Source organism: Rhizobium sp. PL01, assembly GCF_033447125.1.
Taxonomy (GTDB): Bacteria; Pseudomonadota; Alphaproteobacteria; order Rhizobiales; family Rhizobiaceae; genus Pararhizobium.
The window spans coordinates 1-20,695 of sequence record NZ_JAWQUM010000008.1 but is presented as its reverse complement, the minus strand read 5'-3'; the positions used below and the strand labels follow the sequence as shown (position 1 = coordinate 20,695).

At 57.7% G+C, this 20,695-nt stretch carries 23 protein-coding genes; 12 read left to right on the top strand and 11 right to left on the bottom strand.

Translation table 11 applies throughout. The annotated features are described in order from the left end of the window. Positions 1-64: 64 nt before the first annotated feature. The gene (locus tag R6X40_RS18815) at positions 65-637 is read left to right on the top strand and encodes a cytochrome c (RefSeq protein ID WP_318415339.1); all 573 of its coding nucleotides are present in this window, start codon (positions 65-67) and stop codon (positions 635-637) included. A 173-nt stretch (positions 638-810) separates the two neighbouring features. On the opposite strand, the gene R6X40_RS18810 is transcribed toward R6X40_RS18815, so the two are convergent. Genes R6X40_RS18810 through dmeF form a run of 3 tightly spaced genes read right to left on the bottom strand, consistent with a single transcriptional unit; the run spans position 811 to position 2,372 of the window. After that, positions 811-1,083 (bottom strand): DUF1289 domain-containing protein, encoded by a 273-nt coding sequence (locus R6X40_RS18810; RefSeq protein WP_318415338.1) that lies wholly within the window; start codon positions 1,081-1,083, stop codon positions 811-813. A gap of 9 nt (positions 1,084-1,092) precedes the next feature. After that, positions 1,093-1,368, bottom strand: coding sequence for a metal/formaldehyde-sensitive transcriptional repressor (locus tag R6X40_RS18805; protein ID WP_318415337.1), 276 nt, complete (start codon positions 1,366-1,368; stop codon positions 1,093-1,095). A gap of 32 nt (positions 1,369-1,400) precedes the next feature. Continuing rightward, positions 1,401-2,372 (bottom strand): CDF family Co(II)/Ni(II) efflux transporter DmeF, encoded by a 972-nt coding sequence (gene dmeF, locus R6X40_RS18800; RefSeq protein ID WP_318415336.1) that lies wholly within the window; start codon positions 2,370-2,372, stop codon positions 1,401-1,403. A 314-nt stretch (positions 2,373-2,686) separates the two neighbouring features. Between dmeF and R6X40_RS18795 the strand changes: the two genes are divergently transcribed. After that, positions 2,687-2,887, top strand: a complete 201-nt coding sequence (locus R6X40_RS18795; RefSeq protein WP_318415335.1) for a hypothetical protein — start codon at positions 2,687-2,689, stop codon at positions 2,885-2,887. A 166-nt stretch (positions 2,888-3,053) separates the two neighbouring features. Here the strand turns inward: R6X40_RS18795 and R6X40_RS18790 are convergent, their stop codons facing one another. Next, positions 3,054-3,836 (bottom strand): DUF930 domain-containing protein, encoded by a 783-nt coding sequence (locus tag R6X40_RS18790; RefSeq protein WP_318415334.1) that lies wholly within the window; start codon positions 3,834-3,836, stop codon positions 3,054-3,056. Positions 3,837-3,989: 153 nt separating this feature from the next. Further along, positions 3,990-4,193 (bottom strand): heavy-metal-associated domain-containing protein, encoded by a 204-nt coding sequence (locus tag R6X40_RS18785; RefSeq protein ID WP_318415333.1) that lies wholly within the window; start codon positions 4,191-4,193, stop codon positions 3,990-3,992. Between the two features lie 213 nt (positions 4,194-4,406). Here R6X40_RS18785 and R6X40_RS18780 point away from each other — a divergent pair, with 213 nt between their 5' ends. The 4 genes from R6X40_RS18780 (at position 4,407) to R6X40_RS18765 (ending at position 9,906) form a co-directional block, all read left to right on the top strand. Continuing rightward, positions 4,407-4,781 (top strand): hypothetical protein, encoded by a 375-nt coding sequence (locus tag R6X40_RS18780; protein WP_318415332.1) that lies wholly within the window; start codon positions 4,407-4,409, stop codon positions 4,779-4,781. 123 nt (positions 4,782-4,904) lie between these two features. Further along, positions 4,905-5,309: a FixH family protein gene (locus tag R6X40_RS18775; RefSeq protein WP_318415331.1), complete on the top strand. Its 405-nt coding sequence runs from the start codon at positions 4,905-4,907 to the stop codon at positions 5,307-5,309. After that, positions 5,306-6,733, top strand: a complete 1,428-nt coding sequence (locus R6X40_RS18770) for an efflux RND transporter periplasmic adaptor subunit (RefSeq protein WP_318415330.1) — start codon at positions 5,306-5,308, stop codon at positions 6,731-6,733. Before R6X40_RS18775 ends, R6X40_RS18770 begins: the two co-directional genes overlap by 4 nt. Then, a complete protein-coding gene (locus tag R6X40_RS18765) occupies positions 6,730-9,906 on the top strand; it encodes a CusA/CzcA family heavy metal efflux RND transporter (protein WP_318415329.1) in 3,177 nt (1,058 codons plus the stop codon). Before R6X40_RS18770 ends, R6X40_RS18765 begins: the two co-directional genes overlap by 4 nt. Before the next feature lie 409 nt (positions 9,907-10,315). On the opposite strand, the gene R6X40_RS18760 is transcribed toward R6X40_RS18765, so the two are convergent. The 5 genes from R6X40_RS18760 to R6X40_RS18740 all read right to left on the bottom strand — a co-directional run bounded on the left by R6X40_RS18760 (position 10,316) and on the right by R6X40_RS18740 (position 14,267). Beyond that, a complete protein-coding gene (locus R6X40_RS18760) occupies positions 10,316-10,546 on the bottom strand; it encodes a hypothetical protein (protein WP_318415328.1) in 231 nt (76 codons plus the stop codon). 625 nt (positions 10,547-11,171) lie between these two features. Further along, on the bottom strand, positions 11,172-11,441 hold the full coding sequence (locus R6X40_RS18755) for a hypothetical protein (RefSeq protein ID WP_318415327.1): 270 nt from the start codon (positions 11,439-11,441) through the stop codon (positions 11,172-11,174). A gap of 530 nt (positions 11,442-11,971) precedes the next feature. Then, positions 11,972-12,211: a hypothetical protein gene (locus R6X40_RS18750; RefSeq protein WP_318415326.1), complete on the bottom strand. Its 240-nt coding sequence runs from the start codon at positions 12,209-12,211 to the stop codon at positions 11,972-11,974. Positions 12,212-13,148: 937 nt separating this feature from the next. Continuing rightward, complete coding sequence (locus R6X40_RS18745; RefSeq protein ID WP_318415325.1) at positions 13,149-13,832, bottom strand: glutathione S-transferase family protein; 684 nt, start codon at positions 13,830-13,832, stop codon at positions 13,149-13,151. Positions 13,833-13,856: 24 nt separating this feature from the next. After that, entirely contained in the window at positions 13,857-14,267 is a 411-nt protein-coding gene (locus tag R6X40_RS18740) for a DoxX family protein (RefSeq protein ID WP_318415324.1), read from the bottom strand. 83 nt (positions 14,268-14,350) lie between these two features. Here R6X40_RS18740 and R6X40_RS18735 point away from each other — a divergent pair, with 83 nt between their 5' ends. Together R6X40_RS18735 and R6X40_RS18730 are read left to right on the top strand one after the other, a co-directional pair. Next, the gene (locus R6X40_RS18735; protein WP_318415323.1) at positions 14,351-14,845 is read left to right on the top strand and encodes a MarR family winged helix-turn-helix transcriptional regulator; all 495 of its coding nucleotides are present in this window, start codon (positions 14,351-14,353) and stop codon (positions 14,843-14,845) included. Positions 14,846-15,369: 524 nt separating this feature from the next. Beyond that, positions 15,370-17,289, top strand: coding sequence for a diguanylate cyclase (locus R6X40_RS18730; RefSeq protein WP_318415322.1), 1,920 nt, complete (start codon positions 15,370-15,372; stop codon positions 17,287-17,289). A gap of 442 nt (positions 17,290-17,731) precedes the next feature. Here the strand turns inward: R6X40_RS18730 and R6X40_RS18725 are convergent, their stop codons facing one another. Beyond that, on the bottom strand, positions 17,732-18,094 hold the full coding sequence (locus R6X40_RS18725; RefSeq protein WP_318415321.1) for a hypothetical protein: 363 nt from the start codon (positions 18,092-18,094) through the stop codon (positions 17,732-17,734). Positions 18,095-18,126: 32 nt separating this feature from the next. On the opposite strand from R6X40_RS18725, the gene R6X40_RS18720 reads away from it, so the two are divergent. The 4 genes from R6X40_RS18720 (at position 18,127) to R6X40_RS18705 (ending at position 20,496) form a co-directional block, all read left to right on the top strand. Next, positions 18,127-18,564, top strand: coding sequence for a curlin (locus R6X40_RS18720; RefSeq protein ID WP_318415320.1), 438 nt, complete (start codon positions 18,127-18,129; stop codon positions 18,562-18,564). 62 nt (positions 18,565-18,626) lie between these two features. After that, on the top strand, positions 18,627-19,025 hold the full coding sequence (gene csgH, locus R6X40_RS18715) for a curli-like amyloid fiber formation chaperone CsgH (RefSeq protein WP_318415319.1): 399 nt from the start codon (positions 18,627-18,629) through the stop codon (positions 19,023-19,025). A 170-nt stretch (positions 19,026-19,195) separates the two neighbouring features. Further along, entirely contained in the window at positions 19,196-19,609 is a 414-nt protein-coding gene (locus tag R6X40_RS18710) for a curlin (RefSeq protein ID WP_318415318.1), read from the top strand. Positions 19,610-20,133: 524 nt separating this feature from the next. Further along, positions 20,134-20,496, top strand: coding sequence for a PDZ domain-containing protein (locus R6X40_RS18705; RefSeq protein ID WP_318415317.1), 363 nt, complete (start codon positions 20,134-20,136; stop codon positions 20,494-20,496). Positions 20,497-20,695: the final 199 nt, after the last annotated feature.

Below are 20,695 nucleotides of genomic sequence, written 5' to 3'. Positions count from 1 at the left end.
GGGCCTCCATCCGCCGGGATGGCCAAAAGTGGGAGGAACAGCCTCCGGGAAAATGGAGTGTAGCATGGGGATGAATGCGAGCGTGACGAAACTAGCCGTTCTCGTGTTTCCGATAGCCGTTTTCGTCACGGCGATCTCCGTAGCAACCGCCCAAACCGCCGCGCCTGGTAACATTGTCCAAAGACAGGACGGCATGAAGGCGATGGCAAACGCCGCCAAGTCCATCAACGCCATGTTCAAGGACACGTCGCCATACGACGCAAAAACGTTCAAAGCGGCCGCCGAGGCCATTCGGGCCCACTCAGGAGCTACCCTGTCGGCGCTGTTCGACGGTTCCGGCACCACGGTTGGCTCAAAAGCCAGCCCAGGCATTGAAACCGACCGTCAACAGTTCGACACGTTGGCAAACGACCTTGGCATCTACGCGTCCGCGCTGTCTCTCGCAGCTGATCGAAATCCCGACACGCTCGGCCCCGGAACACGGATGCAGGCGGGAGATGCTATGGGAGGTGGACCTTTCGCGAGAAAGGTCGATGCAGCGAGAGATGCAGCATCAATGCCCGCAGAACATGCTTTCCACATGATGCTTCAAACTTGCACGTCTTGCCACGCCAAGTTTCGGATCGAGAGTAAGTAGCGTGAGGTTACAGCCTCTGATGGCCTTACGGAAGGAAGCAGGTCATCTGATCGGAGAAAGGGGCTTTGCCAAGCCCGCAGAATTCAAAGGTTATCCCGGAACGTCATGCCTGCTTTAGACGAAAAATCGACGCCGGGGGGGATTTGTCTCGTTCAGGCGATTTTTGAGGATACTCAGCTGGCTGTCGGCCGAAGAAGGCAAGAATGACATCGGCTCTGAACCTGAGGGCGCAAAATGATGCTCTGGGCTTTTTGTTGAGATGGGTCGTCATCGACTTCCTTTAAACGGTCGAGGCGACGCTTTAGCTCCTTCGAAATCGACGTGCGGTGATATGGCGACAGCTTCCGCCAAGTCTTGATTTCCTCCGTCGTACGGCCGCAACCCAGGCACCACTTCTTGCGGGGGTCGAATTGGCAAACGTCGGTACAAGGGGAAACAACTTTCAACTTCAATTCCTATTTTAGATAGGCGCGAATGACATCGATCAGTTCGGCGGCACCTTCATCGCGCTCTTTCTGGGACAGCCCTTCGGCGGCAAGGTGCATCAGGATATGGTCTTCGATGACTTCGCCCATGAGACCATTGATGGCCCCCCTCGCACCGGCGATGGTCTGCATGACCTCGACGCAGCCCTTATCCTCCTCTAGCATCCGCTCGACGCCTTCCATCTGTCCGCGAATACGTCTTACGCGGTTGATCAGCTTCTGCTTCTCGCGGATGGTGTGGGTCATGCGGATGCTCCTGAGGATAGCGGTGGATTTGATCAAGCCGCGCGGGCTTCAACTTCCACCGTCACATGCGACAGATCATGAATTGCCGCAAGCTTTTCTCGGTAGTAGGACGGCGCATGAGCGTGGTCCACGACGATAGACACGATGGCACCGTGATGGCCAGGTCCGAGCTGCCAGATGTGAAGATCGACGATTTCAGCACCTTCCTTGACGAGGATTTCCTGAATCTCGTCGGGAAGGTCTTCGCCTTCAGGGACATAGTCGAGCAGGACGCCACCCGCATCGCGGATCAAACCCCAAGACCAGCGCGCAATTACGACTGCACCAACAATGCCAATAGCTGGATCAAGCCAAAGCCAGCCGTACAAGCTACCAAAGACCAGTGCAGCTATCGCCAGCACGGAAGTTAACGCGTCTGCAAGCACGTGGATATAGGCAGCGCGGAGGTTTTGATCCTGCCCCGCGCCATGGTCATGCCCATGATCGTGCCCGTGATGGTGGTCGTCCTTGAGGAGCCAAGCGCAAACCAGGTTAACGACCAAGCCAATGACAGCCACAATGATTGCTTCGTTAAAATCGATGGCCATTGGTGACTGGAAGCGACGAAAGCTCTCCCAGCCAATTAGAAGCGCGATCAGTGCGAGAATTACTGCGCTGGCAAACCCTGCCAGGTCGCCGAGCTTACCTGTGCCGAAAGTAAAGCGGCGATTACTAGCGTGCTTGCGGGCATACAGGTAGGCCAACGCCGCTATGAGCAGGGCGGCTGCATGAGTGGACATGTGCCAACCATCTGCCGTTAGAGCCATCGAGCCAAACATGTTTCCGGCAATAATTTCCACCACCATCATCGTGGCAGTGATGGCGATCACCAACCAGGTGCGCTTCTCATTCCGGTCGTGATTGTCGCCAAGGAAGAAATGCTCGTGCGCGGCCTTGAGGGAGCGACTATTGCTTTGATCGTGTGGATGGGGGTGGTCGTGTGCATGCTCGTGAGGTGGCTTCATCGCCTGAACTCCAAATTGGATATAATAGGGGGGTATACTATATAGGGCTTAATAACAAGCCTGTATGGTCAGGCCGCACGCGGCTGCTTGTTTTGCGAGTGAGTGGTTGGTCGAGGGCAAGTCCCACAGGCTGATGTCGCCACAATACGGGCCAGTCAGAAGCCACCAGCACAAGTTGAAAAACGGGTGCGTACCTCACCTGAAGTGTCACATTTTCATCTTGTGCTACTGCTACTTTAGGCTAAGGATGCATGTGCTGGAGGCCGCGAGGAGGCGGCTTCTCAACAAAAAAGATGTCAATTCTTGGGAGGGAAATGATGCAGAATTCTGATATCGCAATACCACCAAAAGACCTCAATATGCTCCAGTCGGTTCTTGACGCTTGGTGCACACAGCAGCGCATTTCGCGCAAAGATGCCACCGCAGAAGCAAAGATATTGATCAACGAGTATCAGCGCGGCAATCGCTCGCAGATCGCACTCATCGATGCACTTATAAATAGCACCACGCACTAGCGGGCTCAACTGCCGCTTATAGTCGAGAACCCGGCCTAACCGGCCGGGTTTTTCGCGCTCAGGTGATCCGGTATCACATGCCAGCGCCCTTCCGAACATCACTGCGAAGGCTGTAATAATCGACTGACACCGATGTCCAACGGTGTGCAAGAGTCCGCTCGGCGTATTAGTCGTCCGGTCCGTCATCGGGAGCCAAATTGTGGGCTCGCCATTCCTGCTTGGGGATTTCGCTACCCACCAAAAACGCAAACGAGACAATCTTACTGATGTCGGCGGTCACGGCCCATTTGAAACCGATGTTGTACCAATGACTTTTACTTCGAGATGCACCGCCGTCGGCGTCAATTGCGGTGGCTGCCATTTTCGGGTCTGACATCGCGTAGGCCACTAGATAGTCCGGTTGAAACGTTTTGTTCCATCTATGGACCTGCTCCATCGCTTCGATGTTGCACAGCTGAATCATATGCTCTTCGGTCGCCAATTTGCGGAGAGCTTCTCGAACCTTCTTGCTCCTTGGGGCCGCCAGTATCTTGGCGGCATACAGCTGGCTCGCAGCAACCATTCGCGCGGGCTCGACCTCGCGTTTTCCGATAGGCGGCAGTTCTTCGGCACTCGCCTTGTTGGTTTCCTCGGCCTGAACAGCTGGGGCCTCCGCAACAGGGGCAATGTGCTCGGTGGCTATTGGCGGCTGTACCGCGAGGTCCACATTTTGCGGTGAGACCATTTCAACGGTGATACCCTCGTCATCCGGTGGGACAAATTTCGGCACGCTGGGAATGAAGGTCAAAACGATAGAACCGAAAACCAAGTGGGCGATAACAGAGGCAAGGACGCTCCAGTTCCAGGCTCTGTGCTTCGACCTCGCGCCGTTACACCTCAACGGCAGCGATGCCGTGGGTCCGGCATCGACATCAAATGAATTGACCGTCGGGTAGCTCGAAGAATTCATTCAGTCCTGTCCGAAGCAAGTCGGTAAACTCGCCGTTTCCCCATGGTTCGGTCAGGCAGGTACCACTTCATCGCATAATTGCCACTGGCAAACTCACGGATATATCGTAGCAGGTGATGCCCTCGCTCGTCAGCGGAGGCATCACCTTGCTCATTAAGGTCGGCTGACAGTCACAGGATACCCAGCTTTCTCAATCGCCTGGCCAATCACGGAAGGATCAAGAGCTGTCTCCACCTTCGCCTTCCTTGACGCTAGATCGATTGTAGCAGCGGCGCTCGGGTCGGCGGATTTGATAGCTTTCTCCACGGTACCCTTGCAGTGGCCGCATGTCATGTTGGGGATATCGAACTCGTACATCTGTTGTCTCCTTTCGATGTGTTGCCATGAATGTGGGGCTTCCAACGATGGGAGGGTCAAGGGGCTGCGGTCAGAGTTTAACGTTTTTTGCATTTCCGTACACGCGAAGGAGTATCAACTACTTACGACCATGTTTTCGCGCGGGGAACCAAGCGACTGCACTTTTTCGTGAGATGTCTTCCAATGAAGGTGGCTCCGTGCCAGACTAACACCATGAGGTTCATGAAGGTCATCCATCGACTGCTGTTCGTGACCGCCATGCTCGGGACCATCGTCGGTCCCATGGGCATCGGGGCGGCTGACAGTGCCATGGCCGCCTCGGGGCCCGCCGCGATGGACAGTATGGCTGGCATGGATATGCCTGACGACATGCCGTGCTGTCTCGACGAACAACCGACCAAGCCTGACTGCGGGAGCAAATCCTGCCCGCTTGCCGTGCTCTGCACGACGGCGATCGTCGCTCAGGTGACGACCTCACATTCCTGGTCGTTGAACGTCGGGTGGACTGCCCATCGGTTCCTTATTTCTCCATATGCCGAGCTTGTCTCCTCGCTGGTCGATCCGCCAGTGCGCCCTCCAAGAGTCTGATCCCAGGTCATCGAACATGTCGTCGATTCTGCACGGTCGCAAGGTTGCGTCCGCGCGGTACCGATGGTGATCCATATTGACTGAAGACGAGGTCGCAGACCCGTCCGGATGAGACATTGAATCATGAAACAGACCACATTTTACGCGAGGATCGCGCTCCTTGCTGGAGCAATGCTGTCCAGCACCGCCACCGCTTCTTTCGCCGGAGCGCAAGACTACGAATTCCAGGCCGTCAAGACGGACATCAAACAGGGGGCAGGGGAATCCGTATCCGTCCGCTTGATCGATAAGCGAACTGGCAAAACGGTCCCCGATGCCGTCATCTTCACCACCCGGATGGATATGGCTCCAGAAGGCATGGAGATGATGACCACGACTGTGGACCCATCAACCTCCGCTGAACCGGGCGTCTACGGCTTCACAACGAACCTTTCCATGGAAGGCGGATGGCGGTTCCAGGTCGCCGCCAAGGTTCAGGGTGAGCCTGAGACGGTCCAAGGCGAAGTCGTCTTCAAGGCTGTCCCGTGAGCACCTCGCGCATCATTGCCACGCTCTCCCTCGCCGCGATCGTCGGCGGGGTAGGCTATTGGGCCGGAAAGAACGATGGAGGTGCATTCTTGCAGCGATACGTCGAAGGCACCGGGATGGCCGCGGGGGCTGAACCGCGACCCGAAGGAACGGGAGCGGTGATCTACTACCGCCACCCGGACGGGTTGGCCGAATACTCGGCCAAGCCGACGAACACCGATGACGGGCGGCCGTTCACGCCCGTCGAGGCAAGCGAGGACATCAGCCTCGGTGCGACCGGTGCGGTCGCGTCTGAGGCCGGTACGGCATCCGTCACATCCGAACGAAAGGTCCTATACTACCGCAACCCCATGGGGCTTCCCGACACGTCCAAGGTGCCGAAGAAGGATTCGATGGGGATGGACTACCTCCCCGTCCATGACGGCGAGGTCAGTGACAGTTCCACCGTCAGGGTTACGCTCGGAAAACTCCAGCGGACGGGGGTGAAGACCGCGGTCGCCGAAAAGACAACCGTCAGCCGGAAAATCCGGGTGCCCGGAACCGTCACACTCGATGAGCGCATGGTCAGCATTGTCTCGATGCGGGCGGACGCCTTCGTCGAGGAGGTCGCAGACGTCACCACAGGCGACCGGATCGCGAAGGGAGAAGACCTCTTCCACTTCTATTCGAAGGAGATCGCCACTGCCGGGGCCGAATACGCGACCGAGATGCGCAACGGCGGCAAGCCGGCCCCGGATTCCGGCTCGGCGCTTCGCCTCAAGAACCTCGGTGTTCCGACGGCCACTATCACCAGCATCGCGGCCGAGAGAAAGGTGCCGCAGAGCATCGCCTACACCTCGCCCCGGGACGGGGTCGTGCTGGAGCGCATGGCCGTGAGTGGCATGATGGCCGAGGCTGGAGACATTCTCTTTCGCATCGCCGACATCTCGAGGGTATGGGTGATCGCAGACGTTCCTGAATATGAGCTGGGCTCCGTCCGCAAGGGTGCTGTCGTCTCCGTGGCCGTTCGCAATCTGCCTGGCACGACGTTCAAGGGAACGGTTGATCTAATCTATCCAGAGGTCCAGATGCAGACCCGGACGACGAAGGTGAGGATCGAGCTTCCGAACCCGGCGGGGCAACTGATGTCCAACATGTATGCAGAGGTCGAGATCGAAGCCGGAGCCGGGAATCCCGTCGTCGCCGTTCCCAACAGTTCGGTCATCGATACGGGCGACCGCCAGATCGTCTTCCTCGACAAGGGCGACGGCAGGTTCGAGCCGATCGATGTCTCTCTCGGTGTACGTGGGGAGGACATGACCGAAATCACCAAAGGGATCGCAGCAGGCGACCGCATCGTTGTTTCCGCCAACTTCCTCTTGGATGCCGAAAGCAACCTGAACGCCGCATTGAGCGCGCTGACCATCGATGAGGTGAAACCATGATTGCGTATATCATCTCGTGGTCCGCCCGTAATCTTCTGCTGGTCTTCTTCGGCGCGGTGCTGTCCATCGCGGGCGGCGTCTACGCACTGCGCACCTTGCCGCTCGATGCGATCCCTGATCTGTCCGATGTCCAGGTGATCGTCTTCACCGACTATCCGGGGCAGGCTCCGCAGGTCGTCGAGGACCAGGTCACTTATCCGCTGACGACTTCGATGCTGACCGTACCGAAGTCGAAGGTCGTGCGCGGCTTCTCGTTCTTCGGCGTTTCGTTCGTCTACGTGATCTTCGAGGACGGGACCGATCCCTATTGGGCGCGCAGTCGTGTGCTGGAATTCCTGAACGCCGCCGCCAGCCGTCTGCCAGACGGCGTGTCGCCGAGCCTCGGGCCGGATGCTACGGGCGTAGGCTGGGTCTACCAGTACGCCGTCGTCGCCAAGGAACTGTCGCTGGCCGAGCTACGTTCGCTTCAGGACTGGGTGGTACGTTTCGCCGTCTCCAAGTCCGAAGGTGTGGCTGAAGTTGCCAGTGTGGGCGGCTTCGTCAAGCAGTATTCCATCGTCGTCGATCCCGCCCGCCTCAAGGCCCAGAATGTCACGCTGTCGGATATCGCTGATGCCGTGCGATCGAGCAACCGCGACGTCGGCGGCCGGACCGTAGAAATCTCCGAATTCGAATTCATGGTGCGCGGCAAGGGATACCTGCAGGGCATCAAGGATATCGAGAGCATCGTCCTGAAGACGAATGCGGGGGTTCCGCTGCGTCTGTCGGACGTCGCGCGGGTAGAACTCGTGCCTGACGAGCGCCGCGGCATCACCGAACTGAACGGTGAAGGCGAGGTCGCCAGCGGTATCGTCCTTCAACGCGACGGTGCCAACGCGCTCACCGTCATCGAGAACGCCAAGGAAAGTCTGGCGGCGGTGCAGAACAGTCTTCCGGCCGGCACTGAAATCCTGCCCGTCTATGACCGTTCGAAACTCATCGAAGCGGCTATCGAGACCTTGAAGGGCACACTGATCGAGGAATCGATCGTCGTTGCGCTGGTGACGGTCGCGTTCCTGCTGCATGTCCGAAGCGCGTTGGTGGCGATCATCATGCTACCGATCGGCATCCTGATCGCATTCATGGCGATGCGGGCGCGGGGTCTGGGATCAAACATAATGAGCCTTGGAGGTATAGCCATTGCCATCGGTGCGATGATCGACGCCGCCATCGTCATGATCGAAAACGCCCACAAACACCTCGAGCGCGCTCCACCAGACAAGCCTCGAACCGAAGTCCTGATCGAGGCGGCAAGCGAGGTTGGTTCGGCGCTGTTCTTCAGCCTATTGATCATCACCGTGTCATTCCTGCCGATCTTCACGCTGGAATCACAGGAGGGCCGCCTGTTCGGGCCGCTCGCCTTTACCAAGACGTTCGCGATGGCGGCTGCCGCGCTGCTGTCGATCACGCTTGTCCCTGCCTTGATGACCCTGTTCATTCGGGGTCGCATCGTCCCCGAACATAAGAACCCGCTCAACCGACTGCTGATCTGGATATACCGCCCGGTGATCGCTGGCGTCCTGAAGGCCAAGAGCCTGACGATCCTGGCGGCTGTCGTGATCCTCGGCGTGACCGCCTGGCCCGTGCAGCACATCGGCAGCGAGTTCATGCCCAATCTCGACGAGGGTACGTTGATGTACATGCCCACGACACAGCCAGGCCTGTCGTTGACGAAGGCCGCCGAGCTGATGCAGACGCAGGACCGCATCATCAAATCCTTCCCGGAGGTCGAGACGGTGTTCGGCAAGGCGGGCAGGGCGCTGACGGCAACCGATCCGGCTCCGACCGAGATGTTCGAGACGATCATCACCTTGAAGCCGAAGTCCGAATGGCGGCCAGGGGTGACATCCGACAGTCTCAAGCAGGAGATGGACGCAGCGCTCCAGTTCCCTGGCGTCTCCAACGCCTGGACTATGCCCATCCGCGCCCGCATCGACATGCTATCGACGGGGATCAGGACGCCCGTCGGTGTGAAGGTCTATGGCACCGACCTGAAGGAGATGGAGAAGGTCGCCCGTGACATCGAGACCGTCCTCAAGGCGGTGCCCGGAACGTCGAGCGCCTATGCCGAGCGTGTCATCGGCGGGTACTATCTCGACATCATTCCGGACCGCATGGCTCTGGGGCGCTACGGTCTTTCCATAGACGACGTCCAGGACGTCATCGGGATGGCTCTCGGCTCTGAGGTCGTCACGTCAACGGTCGAGGGCAGGGAGCGGTATGGCGTCGCCATCCGCTACCCAAGGGCGTTCCGAAGCGATCCGCAATCCATCGCCCGTGACGTCCAGGTTTCCCTGCCGGGAGGCGGCACGGTCCCGCTCGGCGAGGTCGCGGAGGTCAAGCTCACGCGTGGTGCCACCACTATCCGGACGGAGAATGGCCAGCTTGCCGTCTACATTTTCGTCGATATCGCCAACCGCGATCTCGGGGGCTACGTCGCGGAAGCCCAAGCTGCCGTCGCGGCAAGCGTCGAGATGCCTGCTGGCTATTCCGTCGCATGGAGCGGCCAGTTCGAATATCTCGAACGGGCCAAGGCCCGGCTGATGATCGTCGTCCCGCTGACGCTCTCCCTGATCTTCCTGTTGCTCTACCTGAACTTCAAGGCGCTGACCGAGACGATAATCGTCATGCTGTCCCTACCGTTCGCCCTTGTCGGCGGCATCTGGATGATGTGGTGGTTGGGCTTCAACGCGTCGGTGGCCGTCGCCGTCGGTTTCATCGCCCTCGCGGGCGTGGCGGCCGAGACCGGGGTCATCATGTTGATCTACCTCGATCACGCTTTCAGGGACGAGAAGGCGAAATGCGCCACCGAGGGCCGAGTGTTCGGAAAGGAGGACCTCAACAGGGCTATCATGTTCGGAGCTGTCGAGCGGGTGCGTCCCAAGATGATGACCGTCGTAGCGATCATGGCAGGCTTGGTGCCGATCCTCTGGAGTACGGGCGCGGGATCGGAAATTATGCAGCGGATCGCCGTGCCGATGATTGGCGGCATGGTATCATCGACGCTGCTGACGCTGGTCGTGATCCCAGCCGTCTACGGGCTAGTCAAGGGCTGGCGTCTTCCTGTCAGGGCGGATGCTCGGCCGGATGAAATCGTATCTCGATCGCCCGTCTTGAACGAGGCTGCCGAATAAAGGTGGCATCCATGATGAGCGATATGATGAGCAGGGGTATGACGTGGGGCATGGGAATTGCGGGTCTGTTCGGCATCGCCGTGGTTGTGCTCGTAGTCGCGGCCTTGGTCAGATACGTATTCTTCCGCTAGGGGGCGGTCACTTCGACCGCGGTCTTTTGCGGCGATAACACTGGTGAAATTGACCCACCTCTCAAATCTCAAGGTTGATGAGGGGCTGATTTCGCCCACCTGGCACAACCAGGGGCAAGACCCATGCGAAAGATCGTTGAAAGAACATTCAGTTTTATTCTATTTGGGGCCGTTCTCACAAGTGCTTGGGCTTTTTTGTACAGTCCTGGCATTTGGAGAAGAAGGTGCCGGGCAATTCCCTTTATAGAAGAAATGACGACCGGGGTGGACAGGCCTGACTAGACCTGCGCCGAAGACAGCCATCGCCGGACTGTGCCGCCGAAGACCGCGCTCTGAGCCTCAAGTTGCCTGGGGCTTCTCGCGGCTGCTTCCTTTGTTTTGAGGACCTCCTGCTGGGCGATATCCACATCCGCCCGAAACTCCGGTAATGAGTGCAGCTTCGCGACGGTGGCTGCGGCCATGAAGCGGCCTGAGAGAATGTCACTTTGCCAGTGGACATTGCAGATCATCCGGCTCTCCCCAAACGACCGGCCTCGATAAATGACAATTTCGGCCCGTTCGGGTATTATCTCGGCCAGCACGAGAGCAGTACCCACCCGAGAGCGGTGTGGCCTGACGGGTAGGAACCATCCGCTCGCAGGTCCGCATCTTCGTCAGGGGTGCACATGGTTTCACCATTGACGACGAAGGGCCGCAATACCTGATATTGACGCTTCGCGCCATCGGTGGATGTGCTCGTATCGACCAGGACACGTTGAATCAGTTGGTAGAGCCGGGGCGTTTCGTTTCGTGAAATATCGATACCGGCGGCGCACTCGAACGCTCCGATCGCATCTTCGGAAGCAAGGTTTGCGTCTCTGATGGCTCAATCCCATCGTGCCCTTCCTCGGAGTGCAACTGCACGATCTTGCATTTGCTGGTCGAACTCGGCCGATTCCGAGCCGGAACCGGGAGGAGCCGGAAGCAACGTAACACTGTCGAGTTTCTGATCGTCTGTGAGATATCCCGTAGGCACCCCGGGTATGAGTTCGGCCACACCCTGTCTCATCTGGGCGTTCGTAGGCAAAGTGCCAATGAACATGGCCAAGCTCAAAAACGCGGCCCAAGATATTGCATTTCTGCTCATCCCTGCACCTAGACACCGTAGAGTTTAATGACGCGAAAATGGTCCTTGAGGTAAAAGCCACAAAAAAACCCATCGCACTTTTGCGTCTGCGCAATTCCGATGACATCCGCCTCATCAAGTGCGCGGTGCGCATCACCGACGAGCTCGGCACTTTTTCCGCTGTGGCGCAAACTACTATAGATAGCTGCTTTCCCTATGACACAATTTGCAAGGCGGCGAGTAGCGGGGTTGGCTCCAACAAGGCGTAAGGTCGTCCGGATGTTGACCGCAAAAGCCATGTCAACCTCGAGAGAGAAAGTCGTGGTCGATCTACGCAAGATGGGCACTATTCCTAATCCACATCGGATCGGCTTTCATATCGAATTTATGCCTCCAAACTTGTTGCTCATCAGGGCAGGTCCACGTGTCATTATATTGTCGGACGTCCACCGAGCGCGTCCGGCTTTGATCCTACTTCCAGGCCACGACAGTCCTAGGCTTACTCGAGACAAATGCTCCGGAAAGGAACTTTTTGGCCGTATGCGAAAAATGAGTAATGGGTAAGAGCCTCACGCGTGTCGTGTCTCCGTCGCCGACCCGCATCGGTTTGACGCTATTGTAGGAGCGCGCGGCACCCAGATTTAACGAAACGGGGAATGCGCCGTCAACGCCTCGCCTTTGGTCACCGTCGAACTGCGGGAAACGGGCACGGCCGTGGACGACCGCTCGGCATCAGGTAAAGCCGCGTCGCGAACAACAATAAAGCCCGCATGCTGAGGGGAGGTAGACATGCGGGTGGTAGGGGATACAGCACCGAGGTCGAACCGTCTCATCGCGGCTTCTGCTCAGATACACGACTGTCTTTCTTCTGGACGAACGCGAGATCATCAAAGTAGCTGATCCGCAGGTGTTTCAACACCTTTTCCATCTCGTTGTTTGTTTTTTCAATAGGCCAGTTATGTGCGCTGGCGTCAGCCATAATTTTCCGTACGGCCCTTTGAACCGCCGTCTGTGAAGCGAGCTTTGGGTTCACATGGCTAAATCTAACTTTGGTTGATACGAGTTTCATGGCACCCTCCTTCTGGTAGAGAAACGATTTACCCTTTTGTTAGTTCCTCTGGGCGTTGAAACCGACATCGACAATACAGACCGTCGGCCGATGGCCTCACTACAAGCGTGTTCAACGATTCCGATGGCAACGACAGGTTCGAGCGCTCAAGCCGGGATGTCACAATCCTCAACGCCGATGGTAGCCGCGTTCAGGCGGACCCGCATCCATTCCGCTCAGCCGCCGCTTTACCAGCTGGTGGCATCCAGGCGCAGGATGACAGCGCTCGAACATTGCATCAGACGTCTCCAGGCATGCGATAACTCGTGCCGGTGCGAGCCAGTGGGTGCTGATAATTGGCGAAATTCGGCGCTCTACAGCCGGCCGGTACGCAGGTTGCTCCATAGCCTATTTGAAAATACGAACGGCACCCTTTTCTTCAAGAGCAGAGAAGGTGGCCGGCAGGGAGTCCCACAGTTCGCGAGACTTCCGCTCATTCTAGCGCCGGGCTTTTTACGACCAGCAGCGCTAAAACCGACCGTGGCCAGAAGAGGCTCAGATGCCCGCATGAAACTTTCGCCGGATAAGACGCACGGGCGCATTTAAAATGCTTCGGCGTTCCCTATCAGTAGTTGTCCAAAGCTCTGTTTCTAGTGCCGACGATACCTTCATATTTTGGCTTTAAGGCCTTTCCGACCTGACGCTGGGAGGGTGATGTCAGTGCCCCCCTACTTCGTCCTGCGGACTTTCCTTTCAGCGTGCGTTTTTTTTGCAGCAAGGCCCCCCGAGCGCTTGGCGACTTTCTCGCATTTGACATGCTGCGCGTCGAGTTCCTTATAGGAGAGGTCGCAATCTCGGTGGAACATCACCGTGGATTTCGGCGCTAAAATCCCAATTGTGCGACAGGCAAAATTCGGGCGCAAAAGCGGAACTCTAAATCGGGACTTTCGCCAATCGGTCACGCGGCTGCTTTCAGCAGCCATGCGTCATGGTTCTTGAGAAAAACGTTGAGCCGGTCGGCATAGTCATCGGCGGCGGCCTCGCGCACGCTGGGGCGCTCGGCTAGTGCATTTCTCCATGCCCTAACGCGCGGTAGCGCATCGAATAGCCCGGTCGGCGTGATGGTGTCGAACACGTCGAAATAACGGAAGATCGGCGCGAAAACAGCATCGACCAGGCTAAATGCTTCACCGACGAAGAATGGGCCGTCCCCTAATCCGGCCTCGACGCGGACAAATTTGTCTGCCAGCACTCGGCGCTTTGCCTCATATGCTGCGGCGTCCTTGGCCGTCTCGAACCCCCAGAGGTCTGACAGGATGGAGGAACCGAACTCCATCCAGCCACGGAGCCGAGCCCGGGCCAGCGGATCGGTAGGATGAAGCGGCGCGCCGGGCTGCGTTTCCTCAAGATATTCGCAGATCACGGCGCTCTCGAACAACACAGCGTCTGTGCCATCGTCCGATTTCACGATCAGCAGCGGCACCTTGCCGAGCGGAGAGATGGCGAGGAACCAATCGGGCTTTGCCGCTAAATCAACATAGCGGCGCTCGAACGGAACGCCCTTTTCCGCAAGGGCGATCGCGGCCCGCTGGACGTAGGGGCAAAGATGGTGGCTGATGAGGGTCAACTTAACGTCGGGCATGGTGAAATTTCCTATTATGGGGTTTCAGCGAAAGGCGGGGGAGGATCGTAGCGCATAGCGGCCATCACCGAGCAGTAGCTGCGAGATCGACAGGACGATGAGGTAGAGCGGATATTCCCAACCGCCATTCGGTGCGTTGAACACCCAACCATTGCCGGCATGCGCCCAAATGATCGCGCCGAGAAGCGCCGGGATCAGCGCCACGGCCGCCCAACGGGCATAGATACCGAGAACAAGCATGACACCGCCAACGGTTTCAGCGGCAAAGGTGACGTAGGCCAGCCAGCCCGGCAGGCTGATGGATTCGAAATAGCCCGCCGTGCCAGCAAGCCCGAAGGTGAATAGCTTGAGCACGATGCTATGGGCGAGATACATCACGCCGAGGCTGACGCGTAGCAGCGTCACGGCGTAGTCGGTCAGGCGGTCTTGGGTCACGAGCGAGGTCTCCGATGGATATAGATGCAATTGCATTTATATAAGCACTTGCCTCGCCGGTCAATATAGATGTAATTGCATTTATGTCCGATTCCTCAGAGATCAATTCCCCACAGCCCTCTCAGTCCGTGACGCGAGCATGGGTGCGCCTTATGCGAGCGCAGCAAATCGTCCTCGACGCGATCGAGCAGGATTTGAAGGTGGCCGAGCTGCCACCGCTTGGATGGTATGATGTGCTGCTAGAGCTAGCGCGGGCCGATGATGGCAGGCTTCGACCCTACGAGATGGAGCAACGCACGTTGCTGGCGCAACACAACCTGTCTCGCCTTCTCGACCGGATGGAGAAGACGGGCTTGGTTCAGCGCGAAGTGTTTTCGGAGGACGGGCGCGGCCGTTGGGTTATGATCACCGAAGCCGGCCGCGCCATGCAGGCGCGCATGTGGCGCGTCTATGCTCCCGCCATCCAGCGTCATTTAGGCGATAAGTTGGACGAGGCGCAGGCCGATCAACTGGCCGAACTATTGGCGGCATTGTCGCAGAAATCCTACAGAGCGCCCAAAAACTCAATCGAGGGCTGATCGTATCGCGCTTTTAATACCCAGCCCGACAGAACCCGACAATTGAAAATCTGGCCCCGGAAGAAGCGCCGAGCACCCCTCGATCCATCGATGCAAAAACCAACGGCCATTTAGCTACACAGCCAGCGCATTGCGTTCGCTCTTTCGGTCCGGCCAGGTGGGGTCCTCGCCTCCGTCTAGAAGGGCCACACGCTGACCGATTTCGCGGAAGAGGAGATACCAATCCACGGAAAGAAATCGGACATCGCGCTTCCGTGCGCCGCGCTCGGTTGACCAGGGCGGCAATGGCGGGGCGTGTCGTGCTGCGAATAGCTCCAAGTAGCGCCGATGGAGCGTCGCTCGGTCGAAAGACACCCTCCTTCTGGCCCCGGCTCGACAAGGGAGCGCTGCCGGACTGTAATCCAGAATGCAGCGATCCGTTGGGCGAACGGAGTGTTGGTTCGCTAAATCTCGGCTAAACATTAAATTAAGCGCGCTATGTTACTAAAGTCGGGACATTTATCCGTTCGGGGCTTGTTTAGTAAATGAATTTGGTTTGGCAGGTATTGGCCGGAAACCTAGCGACCGTCGCGCTGATCCTGTCGATTTGGATGCACCTTTCGTACCGCCTTTACCGGATGTCACCTGCCTGGCAGCGCGTGGGCTTTGGCGGGATATTGGGATTTGCGGCAATCGCCTCGATGTTGCTGTCCGTGGAATTCGAGCCAGGCATATATTTCGATCTGCGCCTGGCTTTGATCGAAGTTTCCGCAGTCTTCGGCGGACCGGTTTCGCTCGGTATCACTGCGGTGATGACGATAGCCTTTCGTATTTTCCTGGGAGGCGCGGGTGTCGTGCCCGGTGTCATCGGTATCGTGATCTCTTCAGTGATTGGACTGGTGATGTGGCAAGTGGCCGGCCGGCGGCCCATCGAGCGGCCGCCAGCGATCCTGGCTGTTGCGGGCGTCGCCGCCGCCCTTGGCCTCGCTGTTCTGGCCCTACTGCCGCCGCAGCTCTTTCGGAGTGCACTTGAGGCGATTGGTCTCCCGATTGCAGTGCTGAATTTCATGACAACCGGTGCATCCGGATTGCTGATAACCTACTTCAGGCGTTTCACGCTTGAGCGGGACATTCTTTACGCGGCACTCACGCAAGCGCCGGACTATTACTACGTGAAAGATCTCGATCATCGGTTTGTTGTCACGAATCTGAATGTTGCACGTCACAACGGGCGGGATCGATCCTCTCTGATGGTGGGACTCAGTGATTTCGATCTCGTTCCGGAGCAGAGAGCACGGGAACTTTATGAGGCCGAACGCAAGGTGCTCGAAACGGGCGAGACCATCAGCCACTTCGAAGAATATCTCATTGAGGAGGGAAATTGGGCCCGGTGGTATTCGACATCGAAGGTGCCGTTGCGCAATCGTCACGGGGAACTGCTTGGTTTGGCCGGCGTGACTGTCGATATCACAGACAAGAAACGATTTGAGACGGAGTACCAGAGCAGCCGGGAGGTAATGGCCCAGGCGATGGCCGAAATGTCAGACGGATTGGCGATGTTCGATGCGGCAGACCGTCTGGTATTCTGTAACGATCAATACCAGGCCCTGTTTCCGCGTTCCGCTTATGCACGGCAGCCGGGCGCGCACATCAGCGACATTGTGCGGGCGGTGGTTCGCAATGGCGAACGGAAGGACGTGCCCACCGACGCCAGCGAAGAGAGCATTCAAGCTGCGGCGGCAACCTTGCACACAAACCAGGACGAGGTGATTCCGCTCTTTGATGGAAGGTGGTTGGCCATGCGCACGCGCGTTGGCGAAAACGGGTCGGCACTGGTTGTCGTGTCGGATATCACCGCAATGAAGGAATCCGAACTTTCCCTTCGCAAGCTCGCCGATCAGATGAAGGGGCTGGCGCAGACCGACGGCCTTACCGAACTTGCCAACCGTCGATACTTTGATACGGCATTGGCGACAGAGTTTTCCCGCGCGTCACGAACCGGAAGTCCCCTCTCTCTTCTGCTGATCGATGTTGATCGGTTCAAGCTTTTCAACGACGCATATGGACATCTTGCCGGAGATTCCTGTCTGATACAAATTGCCGGATGTCTTGAGGCCTCCGCCGAGCGCGCGGCCGATCTGGCCGCCCGCTTTGGCGGCGAAGAATTTGCCGTGTTACTACCAGAGACAAATGCCGAGGCAGCTGTTGCCATTGCGGATCGGTTGCGCGAAGGAATCCGGGAACTGTCGATCGAGCACGGTGGCAGCGAGTTCGGTATCGTTACGGCAAGCATCGGTGTTGCTATCCTCACACCCGAGTCACTGTTCTCCACCCCGGCGGAGTTGATCGGTTGCGCGGACGCAGCTCTCTACCGATCGAAGGACGCCGGGCGTGACAGGACGAGTTTGATGCGGCTTGGTAATCAAAGGCAAGCCCGGCCCACGGACAACATCCATCTGATCTGAGGTTGGAACATCTTGCCTGCTGCTCAGATGGAACTGTCCAATCGAGGGAGTGCACTCAAGACAGGCGATGCGCGCCTCGTATCTTGCGGCCGCCGGCGGGTTGCGTTCGACGTGTGCCAGCGACGGCGCAATTTCGAAAACTGAACTTTGACGTTGCGACTTCTCGAGGCAGGGGGAGCTGCCTGCGAACGACGTAATATTACTGGGTTCTGCAGCACCTAAGGACGGGCGCTGATCTGGCACGCGCTGGCACAGATAAAACATACGGTCAGCATCAAACTCGTCAAGGCGAGCATGGGGAGAGTTCTCGTCGTTCGAGACAGTGGCAAAATCCCGCCTCGGTTTGCCAATGAAACGGTGTACTCCGACCTTACGTGCCCGAAGATGTTGGGCCGAACTTGTAAGCGTTCGGAATCGACCATGGTCGATTGATTCAGAACTTTCATTTGACGTATTTATCGGCAGTGGGGCCCAGCTTCTCTACCGCATCGATGCCGAACGAAACATGTTCCGGTTCACCACGTAAGCGTGGAAACGGATCTGCTCGGCATTCGGCGCTGGGGGAGAATTGGTACAGACGCCAAGATGCGTATCGAGGTCTGTCCCAGTTCATCACCTGGCCGACCAAGCGTATTTGGTGCGGGCGCATGAAAATGGCCAGCCGAAAACGACCAATGGAGCATCGAATTTGGATGGACGCGGCTTGATCGCGAGGAGCCGGGTACCGGTGTCTGCGAATGAACGCCGCCTGAATGGTGCCTTCAGCTTCCGTTCCGACGGGAGCGTCTAAAAGAAAGATGTTCAACCGCGGTCCAATCCGCCTGAGGAGACACAGTCATGATCCGCACGTCTTTCATTGCAACCGCACTCGTCGCTCTAGTTGGCCTCACGGCTGCAGCCCCCGCCATGGCCAACGATGTGCGTATCGAACAATATGGCTGGTCGAACTCTGCCGGTGGCGCGCAGGAAGGGTACGGAAACAGGATCCGGACCTACCAGAATGGAGGTTACAACCGAATTGTCGGCCATCAACACGGCCGCCATAACCTTTCGGCTGTCGGTCAAGAGGGCAATGACAACTACGGTGCCACCTATCAGAACGGTAACCGCAACGTAGCCGGCATCGGCCAGTTTGGCTCCAACCACACGACCATCCTTACCCAGGACGGCAATGGCAACATCGCGGCTGGCGTCCAGGTAGGTCGTGGCTGTAGTGCCAATGTCAGCCAGGGCGGCAACGGCAATGTCGCAGCCTTCGTCCAGGCCTGCCCGTAAGCGGCTGCTCGATGATGTGAAAGAGGTCAAGATCGCAACAGCAGACCAATAGGGGATGACCCATGCCAAATAGCGTCAAACACCCGCGCCGTCTGATGACGATTTTCGCGCTGGTCCTGCTTCCCGTAGGCGCGATTGCGGCCATGACGACTGCCAACCAGTCTGACGGAACGCAGCCCTGCGAAATCAAAGCAACGCCCGCAGCAGGTATGGTGATACTGGATGCGCTCGTCCACGTCGACAAGCCTGTCGGCGGAACTTACACCTTTCATGTCGAGAAATCAGGAGACGGCGGCAGCTCTACGATCAACCAGAGTGGCGATTTTGATGCCACAGCGGGACATTCGGCAATCCTTAGCTCCGTCTCGCTCGACTCTAAAGGAACCGCATACAAAGCCACACTGGATGTCGTGATCGAGGACAAGAGTTTCAGCTGCACGAAGCAGATCGGTGGCAACTAATTGGCCCCACAATCTGCAAATTCCTCTAAAAGGGCGCCGGTTTCTGGCGCCCTAGCCTTCGGTCGAGCCGAACGACTGAATGGCAACTGAACGGGCAATTCCGACTGGGTTCAGCTACAAGATGCCAAAGTTAATCATCGGCTAAAGGCGGCCGGCAAATGGAGATCAGGATGACCCGCAACGTGCTTAAGATACTTACAGTCACTCTTCTTGCTGGAAGCTTGGGGCAAGTAGTCTTGTCCGCGCCAGCCTATGCCGGCGGCGGGATTTCGTTCAACCTCGCGCCGGACAATGCCGAGGATGCGGGTCTTTTCTCAACAGGACTGCGCGTCTATTCGCTCTACCGCGGCCTGAAAGACGCTGACATCCGGCAGCGGGGCCGTGGTAACGCGGCTGGCATCGCTCAGGCGGGCCGTGGCAACCTCGGCGTCATCCAGCAACGCGGCAACGGTCATTCCGCAACCTTGCGGCAGAATGGCAACAACAACGCCTATGGCATTTTCCAATACGGGAAAAATGCTGAAACCGACGTGGTGCAGGATGGGGACAACGGCAGTGGCGCTACCTTCAGCTACGGCTGGTAGGCAGTTCACAACCGTCGAGAGGGCGATGTCACGTTAGTTCAACGGGTCTTCGTCTCGGTGGGTTGAACCGGGATCTTAATCGATTCGTCGCGTTGAGGTGAATGGTTGAAATTCCCGCTGCCGCCCCGATAATTTGATATCGGCCGTGTTGTTCTGTCTTGGACGCGAGCGCGTTAGACCTGACATCGATCTCCCAGTTATGATCAAGAACGGATGGGCGGTGATCGTTGCCGGTATACGCGCCGGGATTCCTGTCCCGGAACGTCTTTTCTCAAGTTTGCCGGCAAGCATGAGTTTGCCACGGATGGTTTCAAGGCCGTCGCGTCGTCCCTATGCCGCCATTGCCTTCAGTCAGAGCGGATCAGCCGTAGGCAGCAGCACGGTGAGGCGGAGACACCAGGAGATGTTAAGGCGCCGACAGGCAACCATTTTTGGTGATTACGAAGCGCGCGATGTGTTTGTTCTTTTTCTAAATAAGCAAGCGTTATAGTAGGTGCTACCCAATTACGGGCGGGACACCTTTTATGAAAAACAAGATTTTTGTTATCACCACAGCAATCGCTCTTTTGCTGACACACGTTGCCGTCCCCATCGCCGGTTTTGATCCGGTCTTTGCTGCCGCTACGTCTGCTGCGGACGGACTTCCAAAGCCCGCGATTTCCCGCGCACTCGGCGCGCTCCTGCTCCCGATCAACAAGCAGGTCATCAGGACATTCAAACTCGACGAGTCGGATCAGGGGCTGCTCGTTCTTTCCGTCAAGCCGAATGGGGCGGCCGCCAAGCAAGGCATAAAGGCAGGCGACATTCTCGTGGAAATCCTGGGCCGAAAGGTACACAAGCCGATCGATGTAGAGAGCTGGCTCGGGAAATCTGCACAGCGGGGATAAGTGGAATTTCTGCCTGACTTCGGCTTAGATGCCGGGAACAGGAGGTGGCATGATAAGACGACCGCGCCGGAATCACAGCCCGGCTTTCAAGATCCCATGGGGAGTGAACAGCGGCCGAAGCTCTGGCAAAGTGAGGCTGCAATAACGCACTCACTCCAGAGGAGACGCCGTCATGGAAGCTGTAACTTCGAAACTGCAT